The 16133-nt window shown below is 74.1% G+C and carries 13 protein-coding genes; 2 read left to right on the top strand and 11 right to left on the bottom strand.

From position 1 onward, the window contains the following. Complete coding sequence (locus tag F0L17_RS07390) at positions 1 to 1068, bottom strand: LacI family DNA-binding transcriptional regulator (protein ID WP_155070441.1); 1068 nt, start codon at positions 1066 to 1068, stop codon at positions 1 to 3. A gap of 231 nt (positions 1069 to 1299) precedes the next feature. Between F0L17_RS07390 and F0L17_RS07385 the strand changes: the two genes are divergently transcribed. Next, positions 1300 to 2649, top strand: a complete 1350-nt coding sequence (locus F0L17_RS07385; protein ID WP_238419290.1) for an endo-1,4-beta-xylanase — start codon at positions 1300 to 1302, stop codon at positions 2647 to 2649. A 162-nt stretch (positions 2650 to 2811) separates the two neighbouring features. On the opposite strand, the gene nirD is transcribed toward F0L17_RS07385, so the two are convergent. The 9 genes from nirD to F0L17_RS27455 form a co-directional block, all read right to left on the bottom strand. Beyond that, positions 2812 to 3225 carry a nitrite reductase small subunit NirD gene (gene nirD / locus F0L17_RS07380; RefSeq protein WP_155070439.1) on the bottom strand — a complete coding sequence of 138 codons (414 nt, stop codon included), beginning with the start codon at positions 3223 to 3225 and terminating at the stop codon, positions 2812 to 2814. Next, a complete protein-coding gene (gene nirB / locus F0L17_RS07375) occupies positions 3222 to 5822 on the bottom strand; it encodes a nitrite reductase large subunit NirB (RefSeq protein WP_155070438.1) in 2601 nt (866 codons plus the stop codon). Before nirB ends, nirD begins: the two co-directional genes overlap by 4 nt. A 2-nt stretch (positions 5823 to 5824) precedes the next feature. Then, complete coding sequence (locus F0L17_RS07370; protein ID WP_155070437.1) at positions 5825 to 7183, bottom strand: NAD(P)/FAD-dependent oxidoreductase; 1359 nt, start codon at positions 7181 to 7183, stop codon at positions 5825 to 5827. Between the two features lie 82 nt (positions 7184 to 7265). Continuing rightward, complete coding sequence (locus F0L17_RS07365) at positions 7266 to 8552, bottom strand: cytochrome P450 family protein (RefSeq protein ID WP_155070436.1); 1287 nt, start codon at positions 8550 to 8552, stop codon at positions 7266 to 7268. Then, entirely contained in the window at positions 8549 to 9967 is a 1419-nt protein-coding gene (locus F0L17_RS07360) for a cytochrome P450 (RefSeq protein ID WP_238419287.1), read from the bottom strand. The genes F0L17_RS07365 and F0L17_RS07360 overlap by 4 nt, the downstream gene beginning before the upstream one ends. Next, a complete protein-coding gene (locus F0L17_RS07355; RefSeq protein ID WP_155070435.1) occupies positions 9964 to 10674 on the bottom strand; it encodes a GTP-binding protein in 711 nt (236 codons plus the stop codon). Before F0L17_RS07355 ends, F0L17_RS07360 begins: the two co-directional genes overlap by 4 nt. Further along, a complete protein-coding gene (locus tag F0L17_RS07350; protein ID WP_155070434.1) occupies positions 10652 to 11008 on the bottom strand; it encodes a DUF742 domain-containing protein in 357 nt (118 codons plus the stop codon). The genes F0L17_RS07355 and F0L17_RS07350 overlap by 23 nt, the downstream gene beginning before the upstream one ends. Next, complete coding sequence (locus F0L17_RS07345) at positions 11005 to 11451, bottom strand: roadblock/LC7 domain-containing protein (RefSeq protein ID WP_162465920.1); 447 nt, start codon at positions 11449 to 11451, stop codon at positions 11005 to 11007. Before F0L17_RS07345 ends, F0L17_RS07350 begins: the two co-directional genes overlap by 4 nt. Beyond that, positions 11451 to 13112, bottom strand: a complete 1662-nt coding sequence (locus F0L17_RS27455; RefSeq protein ID WP_338017995.1) for an ATP-binding protein — start codon at positions 13110 to 13112, stop codon at positions 11451 to 11453. The genes F0L17_RS07345 and F0L17_RS27455 overlap by 1 nt, the downstream gene beginning before the upstream one ends. A gap of 408 nt (positions 13113 to 13520) precedes the next feature. Between F0L17_RS27455 and cutA the strand changes: the two genes are divergently transcribed. Continuing rightward, complete coding sequence (cutA, locus tag F0L17_RS27450) at positions 13521 to 13904, top strand: divalent-cation tolerance protein CutA (protein ID WP_338017994.1); 384 nt, start codon at positions 13521 to 13523, stop codon at positions 13902 to 13904. Between the two features lie 4 nt (positions 13905 to 13908). Here cutA and F0L17_RS07330 read toward each other — a convergent pair whose 3' ends face one another. Next, positions 13909 to 16125: a molybdopterin oxidoreductase family protein gene (locus F0L17_RS07330; protein ID WP_155070432.1), complete on the bottom strand. Its 2217-nt coding sequence runs from the start codon at positions 16123 to 16125 to the stop codon at positions 13909 to 13911. Positions 16126 to 16133: the final 8 nt, after the last annotated feature.

Raw genomic sequence — 16133 nt, 5'->3', positions numbered from 1 at the left:
TCAGGCGGCCGGCGGCGCCGTGCTGGCGCGCACGACCAGCTCGGTGGCGAGCTCCACGCGCGGGGAGTCGATCTCCTCGCCGCGCGCCTGGCGCAGCACGGTGCGCGCCGCCACCTTGCCCATCTCCACCAGCGGCTGACGGACCGTGGTCAGCGGCGGGGCCGACCAGCGGACCTCCGGCAGGTCGTCGAAGCCGACGATGCTCACGTCCTCCGGCACCCGCATGCCGCGCCGCCGCAGCGCCTCGATCGCGCCCAGCGCCATCTGGTCGCTGGCCGCGAACAGGGCGGTCGGCGGCCTGTCCAGGTCCATCAGCCGGTTGCAGCCGGTGAAGCCCGACTCGTGGTAGAAGTCGCCCGGCACCATCAGCCGCTCGTCCACGGCCACTCCCGCGGCCTCCAGCGCGGCCCGGTAGCCGTCCAGGCGGGCCCGGCTGCACAGCAGTCTCGGCGGCCCGGCGATGAACCCGATCCGACGGTGCCCCAGCTCCAGCAGGTGCTCGGTGGCGGACATCCCGCCGGCCCAGTTGGTGGCGCCGACGGTCGGGGCGTCCAGGGCGGGCGAGCCGGAGGGGTCCACCACGACCAGCGGCACGCCCAGTCGGTGCAGCTCCTCGTGGAGGACCGGCTCCAGGACGGAGGTCACCAGGATCACCCCGCCCGAGGCGCGGGCCCGCAGATTGCGCATCCACTGCCGGGCCGAGCCCGCGCGGTCGTGGATCGCCGAGACCACCGTGCCGAAGCCCACCTCGTGCGTGGTCTCCTCCACACCGCGGATGATCTCCACGGCCCACGGGCTGTCCAGGTCGTTGAAGACCAGGTCGATCAGGGCGGGACGGTCGCCGGACGAGGCGGTGCGGCGCCGGTAGCCGTACTGCCGCAGCAGCTCCTCGACCCTGGCCCGGGTCGCCGGGGCGACATCGGAACGGCCGTTGACCACCCGCGAGACGGTGGGCACCGAGACCCCCGCCTCCTGGGCGATCGCCGTGATCGTCACCTTCTGTTCCACTTTGGACGCGCCCCGTTGCTCGGCGACCCTGCCCGCCGTCGTGGCCGCGGCGTCAGCCATGCCGTCTCCCATGCCCTCTCCTCCACACACACGCACACCGTTGACGGGCGATCCCATCGGCTCTACCGTTCCCGGCGCACCCTCGAAACCTTCCAACAGTCTTCCGGAAAGAGTTCCGGGGCGTCGAGAGAGGGACACCCCAGCATGAGGTCACACCGTGAAAGAACCGTACGTCGTTTAGCCAGGGCAGCCGTAGCCGCCTCCGCCGCGGTCGCGACGCTGACCTTCGGAATGGCCGGTACGGGACAGGCGGCCAACCCCACCCTGCGCGAGGTCGCCGAGCCCACCGGCCGCTTCATCGGGACGGCGATCAACGACAGCCTGCTGAGCAACGGCACCTACAGCACCATCGCGAGCACCGAGTTCGACAGCGTCACGGCCGAGAACGTGATGAAGTGGGAGTCGGTCGAGCCCCAGCGCGGCCAGTACAACTGGGCCGGCGGCGACCGCCTGGTGCGGTTCGCCCAACAGAACGACCAGCTCGTCTACGGCCACACCCTGGTGTGGCACAGCCAGATGCCCGACTGGTTGGAGAACGGCTCGTTCTCCAACAGCGAGCTGCGGACGATCATGACCAACCACGTCACCACCCAGGTCGGCCGCTACCGCGGCGACGTCCAGCGCTGGGACGTGGTCAACGAGGCGTTCAACGAGGACGGCTCCTTCCGACAGAGCAAGTTCTACCAGCAGCTCGGCTCGTCCTACATCGCGGACGCCTTCCGGGCCGCCCGCGCCGCGGACCCGAACGCCAAGCTCTTCATCAACGACTACAACACCGAACTCGACAACGCGAAGAGCGACGGCCTGTACCGGCTGGTCAGCGACCTGCTGGCGCAGGGCGTGCCCATCGACGGCGTCGGCTTCCAGAACCACCTCATCGTCGGCAACGTCAACGGTCCGGCGATCCGGCAGAACCTCCAGCGCTTCGCCGACCTGGGCCTGGAGGTCGTGATCACCGAGCTGGACATCCGGATGCAGATGCCGGCCGACGGCTCCAAGCTCCAGCAGCAGGCGCGGGACTACCGGGCCGTGGCCGACGCCTGCCTGGCGGTCGCCCGCTGCTCCGGCATCACCGTCTGGGGCATCAGCGACCGCGACTCCTGGGTGCCGGACGTCTTCCAGGGGCAGGGCGCCGCCTGCCCCTGGGACGACAACTACCGGCCCAAGCCGGCCTACGACGCGCTGCGCGACGCCTTCATCGCGGCGGGCGGCGGCGACCCGGGCGACCCGGACGACCCGGACGACCCGGGCGACCCCGACCCGCCCACCGGTGACTGCTCGGCCACCTTCACCGTCTCCAACCGCTGGGCCACCGGTTCGGTCGTCTCCGTCACCATCCGCACCGGAGCGGCCCTGAACGGCTGGCGCGCGCAGTTCGACCTGCCGGCCGGGGTGAGCCTGGCCAACGGCTGGAACGGCGGGTTCTCGCAGAGCGGCAGCACCGTCACCGTCACCAACGCCGCCTACAACGGCACGGTCCCGGCCGGGGGAACGATCTCCTTCGGCTTCCAGACCGGCGGTGGCGCCGCCCAGGACGGCACCCGGGTCAGCCTCGGCGGCCAGGAGTGCGCCGCCGGATGACGGACCCCCGTCCGGAGCGCCGCCTGTCAGGGCAGGGCGGATGGCGCGTCGGACGGGTTCGGCCCCGGTCGCGGCCCGCCCCACACGGGCCGCGGCCGGGGTCCGCTCGCGCGCGGACCCCGGCCGTGTTCCCGATCGTGCCGGCGGGCGGCTCCCACGCCGTCAGCGGACGCGGACCTCGTACGTCGGGACGGACACCTCCTCGTCGTCCAGACACCGTCCCGTGGCCAGCTCGAAGCGCTGCTTGAGCAGGGGCGACGCCACGAACGTCCGGCCCTGCGCCGAGCCCAGCAACCCCCGTGAGAGCACCTGGGCACCGGTGAACGGGTCACGGTTGGAGATGGCGTACGTCCGCCCCGAGCGGTCCCGGAAGACGGCGATCTGCCGCCCGTCGGGCAGCAGTGCCGCCACCCCCCGGCCGGGCACCAGGTCCGCCAGGCCGCACACGGCGGCCCAGCCGTCGCCGACGCGCACCTCCACCGGTGCGTGGACCGGGCCGGCGGCCCGCCCCGGAGCGGCGGTCGGCGTGGCGGTCGGAGTGGCGGTCGGGGCGTTCTCGACGGTGGTGACGGTCATCGCGAAGCGGTCCCTTCGAGAGTGCGGACGGGGATGTCGGGGCCGGACAGGAGCGTCAGGTCGGGCTTGACCTGCTCGCGCTCGGCGACGAAGCGCACCGACGGATCGGGCGTGTCCGGAGCGTTGACGAAGGACACGAAGCGCCGCAGCCGCTCGGGGTCGTTCAGCGTCTCGGCCCACTCGTCGCGGTAGTTCGCCACGTGCTCGGCCATCAGGGCCTCCAGCTCGTCGCAGAGCCCCAGCGAGTCGTGGACGACCACGTCCCGCACGTGGTCCAGACCGCCCTCGATCCGGTCCAGCCAGGCCGAGGTGCGCTCCAGCCGGTCGGCGGTGCGGATGTAGAACATCAGGAAGCGGTCGATCAGTCGGACCAGTTCGGCGTCGGACAGGTCCTGGGCCAGCAGGTCGGCGTGGCGCGGGGTGGCGCCGCCGTTGCCGCCCACGTACAGGTTCCACCCGTTGGCCGTGGCGATGACGCCGAAGTCCTTGGACCGGGCCTCCGCGCACTCGCGCTGGCAGCCGGAGACCCCCGACTTCAGCTTGTGCGGCGCGCGCAGGCCCCGGTAGCGCAGCTCCAGGGCGATGGCCATGCGCACCGAGTCCTGCACCCCGTAACGGCACCAGGTCTGCCCCACGCACGACTTCACCGTGCGCAGCGCCTTGCCGTAGGCGTGTCCGGACTCGAAGCCGGCGTCCACCAGCCGCGCCCAGATCGCGGGGAGCTGGTCCACGCGGGCGCCGAGCAGGTCGATCCGCTGCGCACCGGTGATCTTGGTGTAGAGGCCGAAGTCGCGGGCCACCTCACCGAGCACGACCAGCTTCTCGGGGGTGATCTCGCCGCCGGGGACGCGCGGCACGACCGAGTACGAGCCGTTGCGCTGCAGGTTGGCCAGGAAGTGGTCGTTGGTGTCCTGGAGCGCGGCCTGCTCGCCGTCCAGGATGTAACCGTCGGCGCCCAACGTCGGGGCGAGGGAGGCGATGATCGAGGCGACGGTCGGCTTGCAGACCTCGCAGCCGTCCCCGCCGCGGGCCTCCTCGCGGCCGTGGCCGTCCAGCAGCTCGGCGAAGGACGTCAGCCGCCGGGTGCGGACGATCTCGTACAGCTCGCCGCGGGTGTGGGCGAAGCAGCCGCACAGGCCCTTGTCGACGGTGACGCCGTTCGCCTCCAACTCGTCGTCGACCAGCGTGGAGAGCACCTTCACACAGCTTCCGCAGCCGGTGCCCGCCCGGGTGCACTTCTTCACCTCGGGCACGGTGGAGCACCGGTGATCGGTGACGGCGGCGCGGACGGCGCCCTTGGTGACGTTGTGGCAACTGCAGATCACCGCCTCGTCGGGCAGCGCGGACGGCCCCAGCGCCGCCGGCGCCCCGACCCCGGCGGGCAACACCAGCCGCTCGGGCGCCACCGGCGGGACGCTGCCGGTCAGCGGACGCAGCGTGCCGTACGCCTCGGCGTCGCCGACCAGCACACCGCCCAGCAGGGTGCCGTCGGAGCCGATCACCAGCTTCTTGTAGACCCCGGCGCGCGAGTCGGAGTAGACCACGTCCAGGGATCCCTCGGCGCTCCCGTGCGGGTCGCCGAAGGAGGCGACGTCCACGCCCAGCAGCTTGAGCTTGGTGGAGGTGTCGGCCCCGGTGAAGGACGCCCCCGTGCCCCCGGCGATCGTCTCGGCGGCCACCCGCGCCATCTCGTAGCCGGGTGCCACCAGGCCGTACACCGTGCCGTCCACGGCTCTCGCGCACTCGCCGACGGCGTACACGGACGGGTCGGAGGTGCTGCGGCACCGCTCGTCGACGACGACGCCACCGCGCTCGCCGACCGCCAGGCCACACGCGCGGGCGAGCCGGTCCCGGGGGCGCACGCCCGCCGAGAAGACCACCATGTCGGTGTCGATCACCGAGCCGTCCGACAGGGTCATCGAGACGACGGCCCCGTCCCCGCCGGTGGTGATCTCCTTCCCGCCCACCCCGGTGTGGACGACCAGCCCCATCCCCTCGACGGTGCGGCGCAGCGCGGCGCCGCCGCCCTCGTCGATCTGGAGGGCCATCAGGCGCGGGTTGAACTCCACGACGTGGGTCTCCAGCCCCAGCCCGCCCAGCGCGCCGGCCGCCTCCAGCCCCAGCAGTCCGCCGCCGACGACCGTGCCGATCCGGCTGCCCCGCGCGTACTCCTCGATGGCGAGCAGGTCCTCGACCGTGCGGTAGACGAAGCAGCCGGTGGCGTCCCCGCCCGGCACGGGCGGCACGAACGGGTGGGAGCCGGTGGCCAGCACCAGCGTGTCGTAGCCGATCTCCAGACCGGCGCGCGAGGTGACGGTGCGCGCCTCGCGGTCGATCGAGACCGCCGGGTCGCCCAGGTGCAGCTCGATGCCGTGCTCCGCCATGAAGCCGTCGTCCACCAGGGACAGCTCCTCGGGCGAGGTGCCGGAGAAGTACGAGGTGAGGTGGACCCGGTCGTAGGCGGGCCGGGGCTCCTCGCAGAGCACCACCACCCGGGCCCGCTCGGTGACCTTCCGGCTCGCGAGCTCCTCCAGGAACCGCTGGCCGACCATCCCGTGTCCGACGAGCACGATCGTGGGGCGTGGCGTCCGGGGCATCTCTACAGGCCTCCATCGTTGGTGATCAGGTGGAGCAGCGGGGCGGAGGGGAGCGGCTCGTCGCCCTCCCAGGCCCGGGCGAGGGCGCCGACGCTGCCGAGGTCGCCGAGGAGGATTCCGCCGACGAGTCGGTCGCCGCGGACGACGACCTTGCGGTAGACGCTGCGCGTGGCGTCGGTGAGGTGGACGACGTCGTCACCCGGTTCGGGGACGGTCTCGCCGAACGCGGCGAGGTCCAGCGCGCGGCCCCGCCCCGTGGGGGAGGGGGCGAGGGTGAGACGGGTCAGCGCCCGGGTACCGGTGTACGCGGTGGCGGGGAGGGGCGGGTCCACGGTGCCGCCGACCTCCGCCAGCAGCACGCGGGCCAGCGCGTCGGCCTGCTCCTGGGCGGCGCCCGCCAGCCCGTAGACCACCCCGTCGTGCTCGGCGCAGTCGCCGACGGCGTGGACCTCCGGGTCGGAGGTGCGCAGCTCGTCGTCGACGACGATTCCGCGCCGCACCTCCAGTCCGGCCGCCCGGGCCAGTCCGGTGCGGGGCCGCACCCCGCAGGCGAGCACCACCAGCTCGGCCGCCAGCCGGTAGCCGTCGGCGAGCTCGACGCCCTCGACCACCGTCTCCGACGCCTCCCGGCCGTCGTCGGGGCCGGTGAGCAGGCCGCGGACGCGGCACTCGGTGTGCACCTCGACGCCCAGCTCCGCCAGGTGCTCGCGCAACAGCGCCGAGGCCCGGCCGTCGAGGTGGTGTTCCAGCAGGTGCTCGCCCTGGTGGGCGAGGACGGTCCGGACACCGCGCTCGGCCAGCGCGCGGGCCGCGGAGACGCCCAGCAGGCCGCCGCCGATCACGACGGCCCCGGCTCCGGGCCGGGCCCGGCGGGCCAGGGCCCGGCAGTCGGACAGGGTGCGGAAGGGCCACACGCCCCGGGGCAGCTCACGGCCGCCGCGCGGCGGGACGCCGGGGGACGGGGCGCCGGGGGACGGGGAAGCGCCGCCGAACAGTCCGCGCAGCGGCGGCAGCACCGGGTTGGAGCCGGTGGCCAGCACCAGCGTGTCGTACGGCAGCGAGGCGCCGTCGTCACACCGCACCAGCCGCTCGGCCCGGTCCAGGCGGACCGCCCGCACGCCGCGCAGCCAGCGGACGGTGGACGGCACCGGGAGGTCGACGACCTCCGGTTCGTACCGTCCGGCCAGCACCTCGGCCAGCAGCACGCGGTTGTACGGCGCGTGCGGTTCCTCGCCGACGACCGTCAGGTCCACGGCGGGACCGGCGGCGGACCCGGCGAGCCGGGCGGCGGACAACTGCCCGGCGAGCCGGGCCGCGGCCATCCCGCCGCCGATCACCACCACACGCTTCTTCGAGGTCATGCAGGCAGCGTGCGCCGCCGCTGTTTCCCGACCGCGTCCCTCCTGTTTCCCGGGGGCAACGCTGCCCTCAGCGCGTTCGGACCTACGCTGTGAGCTCCGAATCCGGCCCCGGACGGACGGGCAGGACGTGGACGCTGTTGCTCACGAAGCTCCTCGGCCGGGGCAGGTCGGCGTCCGGCTCGGCCGGTGCGATGTCGGGGAAGCGGGTGAAGAGCCCCTCCAGGGCGACGGTCGCCTCCATGCGGGCCAGTGGGGCGCCCAGGCAGTAGTGCGGGCCGTGGCCGAAGGACAGGTGCCGTCCGGCCGGGCGGGTGACGTCGAACCGGTCGGCGTCCTCGCCGTGCGCCCGCGGGTCGCGTCCGGCCGAGGAGTAGGAGGCCAGCACGGGTGTCCCGGCCGGGATCACGGTGCCCTCCACCTCCAGGTCGCGGACGGGGTAGCGGAACGGGAAGTGGCTGACCGGGCTGTCGTGGCGCAGGGTCTCCTCCACCACGTCCGCCCAGCCGGCCCGCCCGGAGCGGACCAGTTCCCGCTGGTCGGGGTGGGCGAACAGGGCGCGCACCGCGTTGGTGATCAGGTTGAGGGTCGTCTCGTGCCCGGCGACGATCATCAACAGCAGGGTGCCGACCAGCTCCTGTTCGCTGAGCCGGTCGCCGTCCTCCTCGCGGGCCGCGATCAGCGCGCTGGTCAGGTCGTCACCGGGACGCTCGCGGCGCTCGGCGGCCACCTGCGCCAGGAGGGCGACGATCTCCTGGTTGGCCGCCACGGTCTCCTCGGGGGAGATCTCGGTGCTGACGATCCGGTTCGACAGCCGGTGCAGCCGCAGCCGGTGTTCGGGCGCCACCCCCAGCAGCTCGCAGATCACGCTCATGGGCAGCGGGAACGCGAAGTGCCGGCGCAGGTCGGCGACGCCGTCGCCGTCCCGGGCCGCCTCGGCCAGGTCGTCCAGCAGCTCGGAGACCAGCTCCTCGATCCGGGGGCGGAGCGCCGCCACGCGGCGGGGGGTGAAGGCGCGGGTGACCAGGGAGCGCAGTCGGCGGTGGTCCGCGCCGTCGGCGGTGGTCATGCCGGGGACGGTGGCGAAGGTGCGCAGCGGCCAGCTCTCGGGGATCTCGCCGCGTTGCAGGGCGGCGAAGTGGCAGGCGTTCTTGGCCACCGAGGGGTTGCTCAGGAAGTCCCTCAACGCGTCGTGGCGGGTCACCACGTACCCCTCGACCCCGCCGGGAAGGAGAACGGGCACCGCGGCGCCCCGCTCCCGCAGTCGCTCGTTCGTCGGGTGCGGGTCGGCGCCGCCGGGGTCCAGCACGTGCGGCGCGGTGTCCCGCGGGGCGTCGGGGCGGGGGGCCGCGGGGGCGGCTTCGGAGGTCATCTCGGGTCTCCCGATCCGGAGGTGTCGGCGTGCGCCGGGGTGTGCGCGGTGGCGGAGGTCGGCGCGCCGGTCGGGCTGGCGTCGGAGGGACGGGGCGTGGTGAACCGGACGGGCAGCGCCGCCAGCCCCTTGGTCCAGGGCGAGGAGGCCCAGGCCAGCTGTTCCTCGGGCACGGCGAGTTCCATGTCCGGCAGGTGGTGGCGGATGGTGTCCACGGCGGTGCGGGCGATCAGCCGGGCCGGGTCCTGGGCGGGGCAGGTGTGCGGGCCGGCGCTGAACGCCACGTGGGCCCGGTTGCCGGTGACGGGCCGTCCGTCCTCGGGCAGCACCTCGGGATCGGTGTTGGCGGCGGCCAGGCCCAGGACCAGCATGTCCCCGGCCCGGATGTCCTGACCGCCGAAGCGCAGGTCGCGGGTGGCGTAGCGGGCGGGGAAGTTCTGGGTGGGCGGGAAGCGCCACAGCACCAGGTCCAGGGCGTCGTCCACGGTCAGGTGGCCGCCGGTCAGCGACGAGCGGAGCGCGGGGTCGGTGAGCAGGACGCGCAGCGTGGTGGCGATCCAGTTCTTCGTCGTCTGGTTGCCGGCGACGATCATCACCACGATGTTGTGCAGCACCTCCTCGTCGCCGAGCCCGGCGGGGTGGGCCAGCAGCCGCGAGGTGACGTCGTCCCCCGGCTGCCGCCGCTTCTCCTGGATGAGCGCCATCAGGATCTGCCCCATGCGACGGCTGGCGTTGGCCGAGTCGGCGCTGGCGGCGGCCGTGCCCGCGATGGCCTCGGCCAACTGCAGCCCGGTGCGGTCGTCCACACCCAGCATCTGGGCGATGACCCGGATCGGCAGCTTGTGGGCGTAGTGCGGCACCAGGTCGGCCTCGCGCCGGGAGGCGAAGGACTCGATCAGGTGTTCCGCGGTGGTCCGCACCATGCGGCGCAGCTCGTGCCCGTTGACCTGGGCCAGCGCGTCGGCGACGGCCGCCCGCATCCGCCGGTGCTGCCGGCCGTCGGCGAACATCAGCGCCGGACGCCAGCCCACGAAGGCCATGATCGGGGAGTCGGCCGGCACCCGCCCCTCGCGCAGCAGGTTCCAGCGGCGCGGGTCGTGGCTGAAGTCCTGCTCCTCGCGCGCGAGGCGGAGCAGCTCCCGGTAGCCCAGCACCAGCCAGGCGTGGACGCCCGGCGCCAGGGCGACGGGCGCGACCGGGCCGTGCTCGGCGCGCAGCCGCTCGTACAGCGCCGGCAAGCCGTCCCCGTCCAGGTCCGGTCCGTACAGCGGGGCGGGACGCCGGCCCTGGTGGGCCGGGCAGCCCGGCGGCGGGCCGGCGGACGCGTGCTCGGGGTGGGCGGCACCGGCGGGGTCGGAGAAGTCGGAGAACCCGGAGAAACCGGAAGGGGACGACTCGCCGAAGGAGGAGGTCATGACGGGTTCTCCCCGCCGCTCTCGATGAGGTGGGTGATCAGGGCGATCAGAGCCCGCAGGGACGAGTCGTGGTCCCGGGCGTCGCAGAAGGTCAGCGGGGTGTGCGGCAGCAGGTCCAGCGCCACCCGCAGCTCCTCCTCGTCGTACCGGGGACTGTCCGGGAAGGCGTTGACCGCGACGCTGAAGGGCACGTCCAGGTCCTCCAGGTGTCCCAGGGAGTCGAAGGACGCCTCCAGGTCGCGGGTGTCCACCAGGGCGAGCGCGCCCAGGCAGCCGTTGGCCAGCTCCCGCCAGGTGGGCAGGAAGCGCGGCTGCCCGGGGGTGCCGAACAGGTAGAGCACCAACTCCCCGTCGAGCGTGATGCGCCCGAAGTCCAGGGCGACCGTGGTGGTCTTCTTCGAGCGCTCCCCGCCCGTGTCGACCCGGGCCGCGGCCTGGGTCATCACGGCCTCCGTGGACAGCGGCCTGATCTCCGACACCGAACCGATCAGGGTGGTCTTGCCCACCCCCAGCGGCCCGACGACCAGGATCTTGGCCGCGCCCGCGACGGTCGGCCGCACGTACACGCCGGACGTGTCCCCGTCCCGTTCGGTGGGAGGCCCCCCGGGCGGGACGGTGGCGGGGGAGGCGGCGGACGCGCCCGGCGGGGCACCGCCGTCGGGCGGGGTGACGCCGACGGGGGCGTCAGAGGCGGCTCTCGAGCCCATGAAGCACCTTTCTCAGCAGGGAAACATCGGCACGCTCGGCCGGCGGCACCGGCGGCCGGGTCTCGACGAGACCCCACTCGACGAGGTCGGCCAGCAGCACCTGCACCACGGGCGGCGGCTGTCCCAGGTGGGCGGCGACCTCCGCGAGCGACAGCAGCCCCTGGCAACACTCCAGGATCCGCAGGTACTCCGGCTGGAGCGTGGCCGGCGGCGTGACGCCGGAGGCCATCACGAGCGTTTCCCAGGGCAGCGACACCGAGGAGCCGGAACGGCCTCGCGTGATCACGTAGGGACGTACCGAGGAGGTGGTCCGTCCCTGCTCCGGGCCGCTCATGCGGACGGGTCCGCCTGGTCGCGGGGTTGGGCGCTCAGGTGTGCGCCGATCTTGCCGACCAACAGCTGCATCTGCTGGGCTATCAGCCCCACGTCCGCGTCGGCGTCGGTGGCGACCCCCAGGTGGGCTCCCTCGCCGGCCGAGGTGAACAGCGCGAAGCCGTACTCGGACTCCAGCATCAACTGGCGGACTCCGGCCTCCTCTCCGAAGAGCAGGGACACCGTGGAGCGGCCGGTCATGGTCAGCGCCGCGCAGGCGGCGGAGAGCGACTCGGCCTCGTCCACGCTCAGCCGCGGCACAGGGCCCGACAACCCCTCGGCCGACGCGTGCCCCAGTCGGAGCCCGTCCACGGACACCACGACGGCGTGGCGCACTCCGGGGATCTCCGTCAGGGGACGCAGCATCCAGCCCACGTCGGGCAGTCTGGTGATGGCTCCGGCCACTACCGGCCTTCCTCTCGTTCGTCGTTCTGCGGGGCGTTTTTCTGCGGGGGGTTCTCCAACTCGGCCCTTCCGCGCCGGGTTCCGGAGACGATGTCGGCCACCGACGCGGCCGCGGACTCCGGCGACCAGGGCCTGGTGGGACGCGGGGCCGGACGCCCGACCGTACCCGTCGTCTCCCCCGTCCCCGCCCGGTACTGCCGTTCCCACGGCTGGGGTTGCCGGTGATGCGGCGCGTCGGGGGAACGCCGCCGGCTGCGCCGCCGGGGCAGCCCGGCCGGCGTCCGGACCGTGTCGGTTCCCGCCTCCGCCTTCGCGTCGGGACCCGCGCCGGTCCCCGCGCCGGCGTCCGTCTCGGTGGTGGAACCGGTTCCCCACCCCGTGGGGATGGGGTTCCCGGTCGCGGTCTCGGGTGTGGTCTCGGGTGTGGTCCCGGCCGTCGCTCCGGCGCCACCGACGTTCCGGACCGGGAGGGCCGGGGCCGCCGGGGTGTCCGGCGTCCGGGGCGCGGACGCGATCTCCGGTGGCCGGGTGCGCGGGGACTCGGCCACCGCGCCGGTCGACGCCGGCTCCGCGTCGACCGGTTCGGTCAACAGTCGGTGGGGCACGAACAGCACCGCCCGGGTGCCCCCGTACGCCGAGGCGGTCGTCAACTCCACCCCGAATCCCAGCTCCCGCGACCAGCGGCCCACGCACGCCAGGCCCAGTCGGGGCACCGCGCCCAGTTCGGCCAGGTCCAGCCCGTTCCGGAGTTGGCCCAGGGCATGCTCCAGCACGTCCGGGGGCATGCCCAGGCCCGCGTCGTCGATCTCGACGACCGCGCCCGCGGCCACCTCCCGGACGGAGACGACGACCTGGGTGCGCGAGGGCGAGAACACCGTGGCGTTCTCCAGGAGTTCGGCGGTGGCGTGCATCAGGCCCTCCACCGCGGGCGGCACGACGTACAGGTTCTGCCCGCCGTGCACCTCCACCCGTCCGAACTCCACGATCCGCGACTGCGCGCCGCGCACGCAGTCGAACAGCGACACCGGGCGGGACTCGCGTCGGGTCGGCCAGATTCCGCACATCACCAGCAGCGTCTGGGCCTTGCGGGTCATCTGGGCCGCCGCGTGGTCGGCCTTCATCACCTCGGCCATCAGCACCGGGTTGTCGATGAGCCGCTCCACGTGGTCCAGGACCTGCTGCTGGACCGTCGCCATCGCGTGCATGTTCCGCGCGACGGACTCGAAGGCGGCCTGGACCGAGTCCCGCAGGGCTCGCTCGCGGCGCACCGCCTCGTCCGAGCCCAGCGCGGCCACGACGGACTCCAGCGCCCGGGCGAAGTCCTCGCCGGTCCGCTCGGCCGGCAGGGCCGGTCCGGGGATCCCGTCGAGTCCGCGCCCCTCGCGCACCCGCTCGGCGATGGCCGGTGCCCGCACCGTCGCCAGGTGCGCGACCTCGGCGCCTCGCGCGGCGGCCGCGGCCTGCTCGCGGGAGACCTGCTCCCGGGCGTCGGCGAGCCGCCGACGCAGCAGGGCGATGCCGGCCAGACTCAGGACCGGCGCCGCCGCGGCGACGCCCGCGCCCGTGGCGAGCCACCACACGCCCGACGACGGGAAGTCCGCCGGGAGGAGTGCGGCCGTCACCATCGCGGCCACCGCACCGCACACGGTGGCCACCGTCACGGCCGGCCACCAGAACTTCCGTCCTCCCGCTTGCCGGTTCACCACGGGTGACAACGACCTCTCAGACGAAACGATCAGAATCGGTCAGGTTCCGCACCTGGCCGAGCGGGCCTAGGGCCGCAGAGATCCTACTCGTCAATTGGCTTGAAAAAAGCGGGAGATCCCGAGTCCCGGCTTCGGGCGATGATGGGCCTCACGGTATGGCCGGGTGGTTACGTGGTTGTGAACTATCGGCCGAGAAACCGGTTCAGGTCCCGTTGCCCACCCTCCCGTCCGGTCTCCGACGACGAGACCGGGGGCGGCGACGGGAGGCGGGGCGCGCGGTGCGGCGGCCCCACCACACGGAGGCCGCCCCGGCTACGGTGGGACCGCAGGAGCCGTGCGAGGGCGAGGAGACGAGGAGCGGCCGTGGAGGAGACCCCGACGGAGACCCTGACCGTACTGACCACCACCGACACCCCCGAGAAGGCCGAGGCACTGGCGCGCGGGGCGGTGGAGGCGCGGGTCGCCGCGTGCGCCCAGATCTCCGGACCGGTGACCTCGGTGTACCGGTGGGAGGGCGCGGTGCGGGCCGAACGCGAGTGGCAGGTGTGGCTGAAGACGACGGCCGCCCGCTACGACGCCCTGGAGGCGCACCTGCGCGCCGCGCACGACTACGACACCCCCGAGATCATCGCGATCCCCGTCGTCCGCGGCGGCGCCGACTACCTGGCCTGGGTCGCCGAGGAGACCGCCGAGGAGACCGCGGGGAAGGCCGCGGAGGAGGCGGACACCGGGGCGTTCGACGCCTGAGGGATCACGGGGCCGCGCCGTCGGACCCGCTCCCGGCCGCCTCCACCCGGACCGCGCAGACCTTGAACTCCGGCATCCGCGAGACGGGGTCCAGGGCCGGGTTGGTGAGGGTGTTGGCGCGGCCGGCGCCCGGCCAGTGGAACGGCATGAACACCGTGTCCGGGCGGATGTCCGGGGTGATCCGGGCCGGGGCCACCGCGCGCCCCCGCCGTGAGACCACCGCCACGGGGTCGCCCTCGGCCACCCCCACCCGCTCGGCCAGTCGCGGGTGGAGCTGTACGAACGGTCCGGGCTCGGCGGCGTTCAGCTCCGCCACCCGGCGGGTCTGGGCGCCCGACTGGTAGTGGGCCGGAACCCGCCCCGTGGTCAGCAGCAGTGGGTGGTCGGCGTCCGGCTCCTCCGCCGAGGGCCGGTGGGTGACGGGCACGAAACGGGCCCGGCCGTCCTCGGTGGCGAAGCGGTCCAGGAACAGGCGCGGGGTGCCGGGGTGCGGGGCGGGCGGCCCGTCCGGGGCGGGTCCGTCGTCCTCGCCCGCCGCCGGAAGCCGGGGACGCAGCGGACAGGGCCAGAAGACGCCGTCCTCCTCGGCGACGCGCCGGTAGGTGATGCCCGAGTAGTCCGCCGGGCCCCCGGCCGAGGCCCGCCGCAACTCCTCGAAGACCTCCTCCGGGTCGGAGGGGAAGCCCCTCTCCCAGCCCAGCCGGGCGGCCAGCGCGCTCAGCACCTCCAGGTCGGTGCGCACCCCGGGCGGCGGGGAGACGGCCCTGCGGCGCAGCAGCACCCGCCCCTCCAGGTTGGTCGTCGTCCCCGTCTCCTCCGCCCACTGCGCCACCGGCAGCACCACGTCGGCCAGTTCGGCCGTCTCCGACAGCACCACGTCGCACACCGCCAGGAAGTCCAGCGAGGCGATCCGTTCCGTCACATGGGCGGCGCGCGGCGCGGAGACCACCGGATTGGAACCCGTCAGCAGCAGGGCGCGCACGTCGGTGCCGAGGGCGTCCAGCAACTCGTACGCGCTGCGTCCCGGCTTCGGGAGCACCTGGGGGTCCACGCCCCACACCCGCGCGACGTGCTCGCGCGCCGCCGGGTCGTCCAGCCTGCGGTAGCCGGGGAGCTGGTCGGCCTTCTGGCCGTGCTCGCGTCCGCCCTGGCCGTTGCCCTGGCCGGTCAGACAGCCGTAGCCGGACAGCGGACGGCCCGCCCGGCCGGTGGCCAGGCACAGGTTGATCCAGCTCCCGACGGTGTCGGTGCCCTTGGACTGCTGTTCGGGACCGCGCGCGGTGAGCACCATCGACGACTCCGCGTCGCAGAACATCGCCACCGCCTCGCGCAGCGCGGGCACCGGCACCCCGGTGACCCGCTCCACCCACTCCGGCCAGTGGGCCATCGCCGCCGCCCGCGCCTCGGCCCAGCCGGTGGTGCGGGCCGCCACGAACTCCTCGTCCACCCGCCCCTCGGCGACCACCAGGTGCAGCATGCCCAGGGCCAGCGCCAGATCCGTGCCGGGGCGCGGGGCCAGGTGGAGGTCGGCCTGTTCGGCGGTGCGCGTGCGCCGGGGATCGACGACGATCAGCTTCCCCCCGTTCTCCCGCAGTTCGGTGAAGTAGCGCAGGGCGGGCGGCATGGTGTCGGCGGGGTTGGCGCCCACCAGGATCACGCAGCCGGTGCGCGCGACGTCCGCCAACGGGAACGGAAGCCCCCGGTCCAGCCCGAACGCCCTGTTCAGCGCGGCGGCGGCGGAGGACATGCAGAACCGGCCGTTGTAGTCGATCTGCGAGGTGCCCAGCACCAGCCGGGCGAACTTGCCCAGCGCGTACGCCTTCTCGTTGGTCAGTCCGCCCCCGCCGAACACCCCGACGGCGTCCGGACCGTGCGCGGCCCGCACCCCCGACAGGCCCTCGACGACGCGGTCCAGCGCCTCCTCCCAGCCGGCCGGCTCCAGCGACCCACCGGGGCGGCGGCGGACCAGGGGCCCGGTCAGGCGCACCCGGGAGGAGAGCAGGGCGGGAGCGGTGCGGCCCTTGCCGCACAGCGCGCCGCGGTTCACGTCGAACGCGGTGCGTTCGACGACCTCCAGGGGGACGTCCGACGCCGCCTCCCCCGAGGCGGGCCTCAGACCCATGCCGCACTGCAGGGCGCAGTACGGGCAGTGGGTGTCCACGGTCGCCGCGGCGGTGCCTCGCGGGTGCGGTCCGGTGGGTGGGGCGGTCGTCGCGCTCATGCGGCACA

Origin of the sequence: Streptomyces taklimakanensis (genome assembly GCF_009709575.1) — a bacterium.
Classification (GTDB): Bacteria; Actinomycetota; Actinomycetes; order Streptomycetales; family Streptomycetaceae; genus Streptomyces; species Streptomyces taklimakanensis.
The sequence above is the reverse complement of the archived record's forward strand: the minus strand, read 5'-3'. Positions and strand labels throughout refer to the sequence as shown.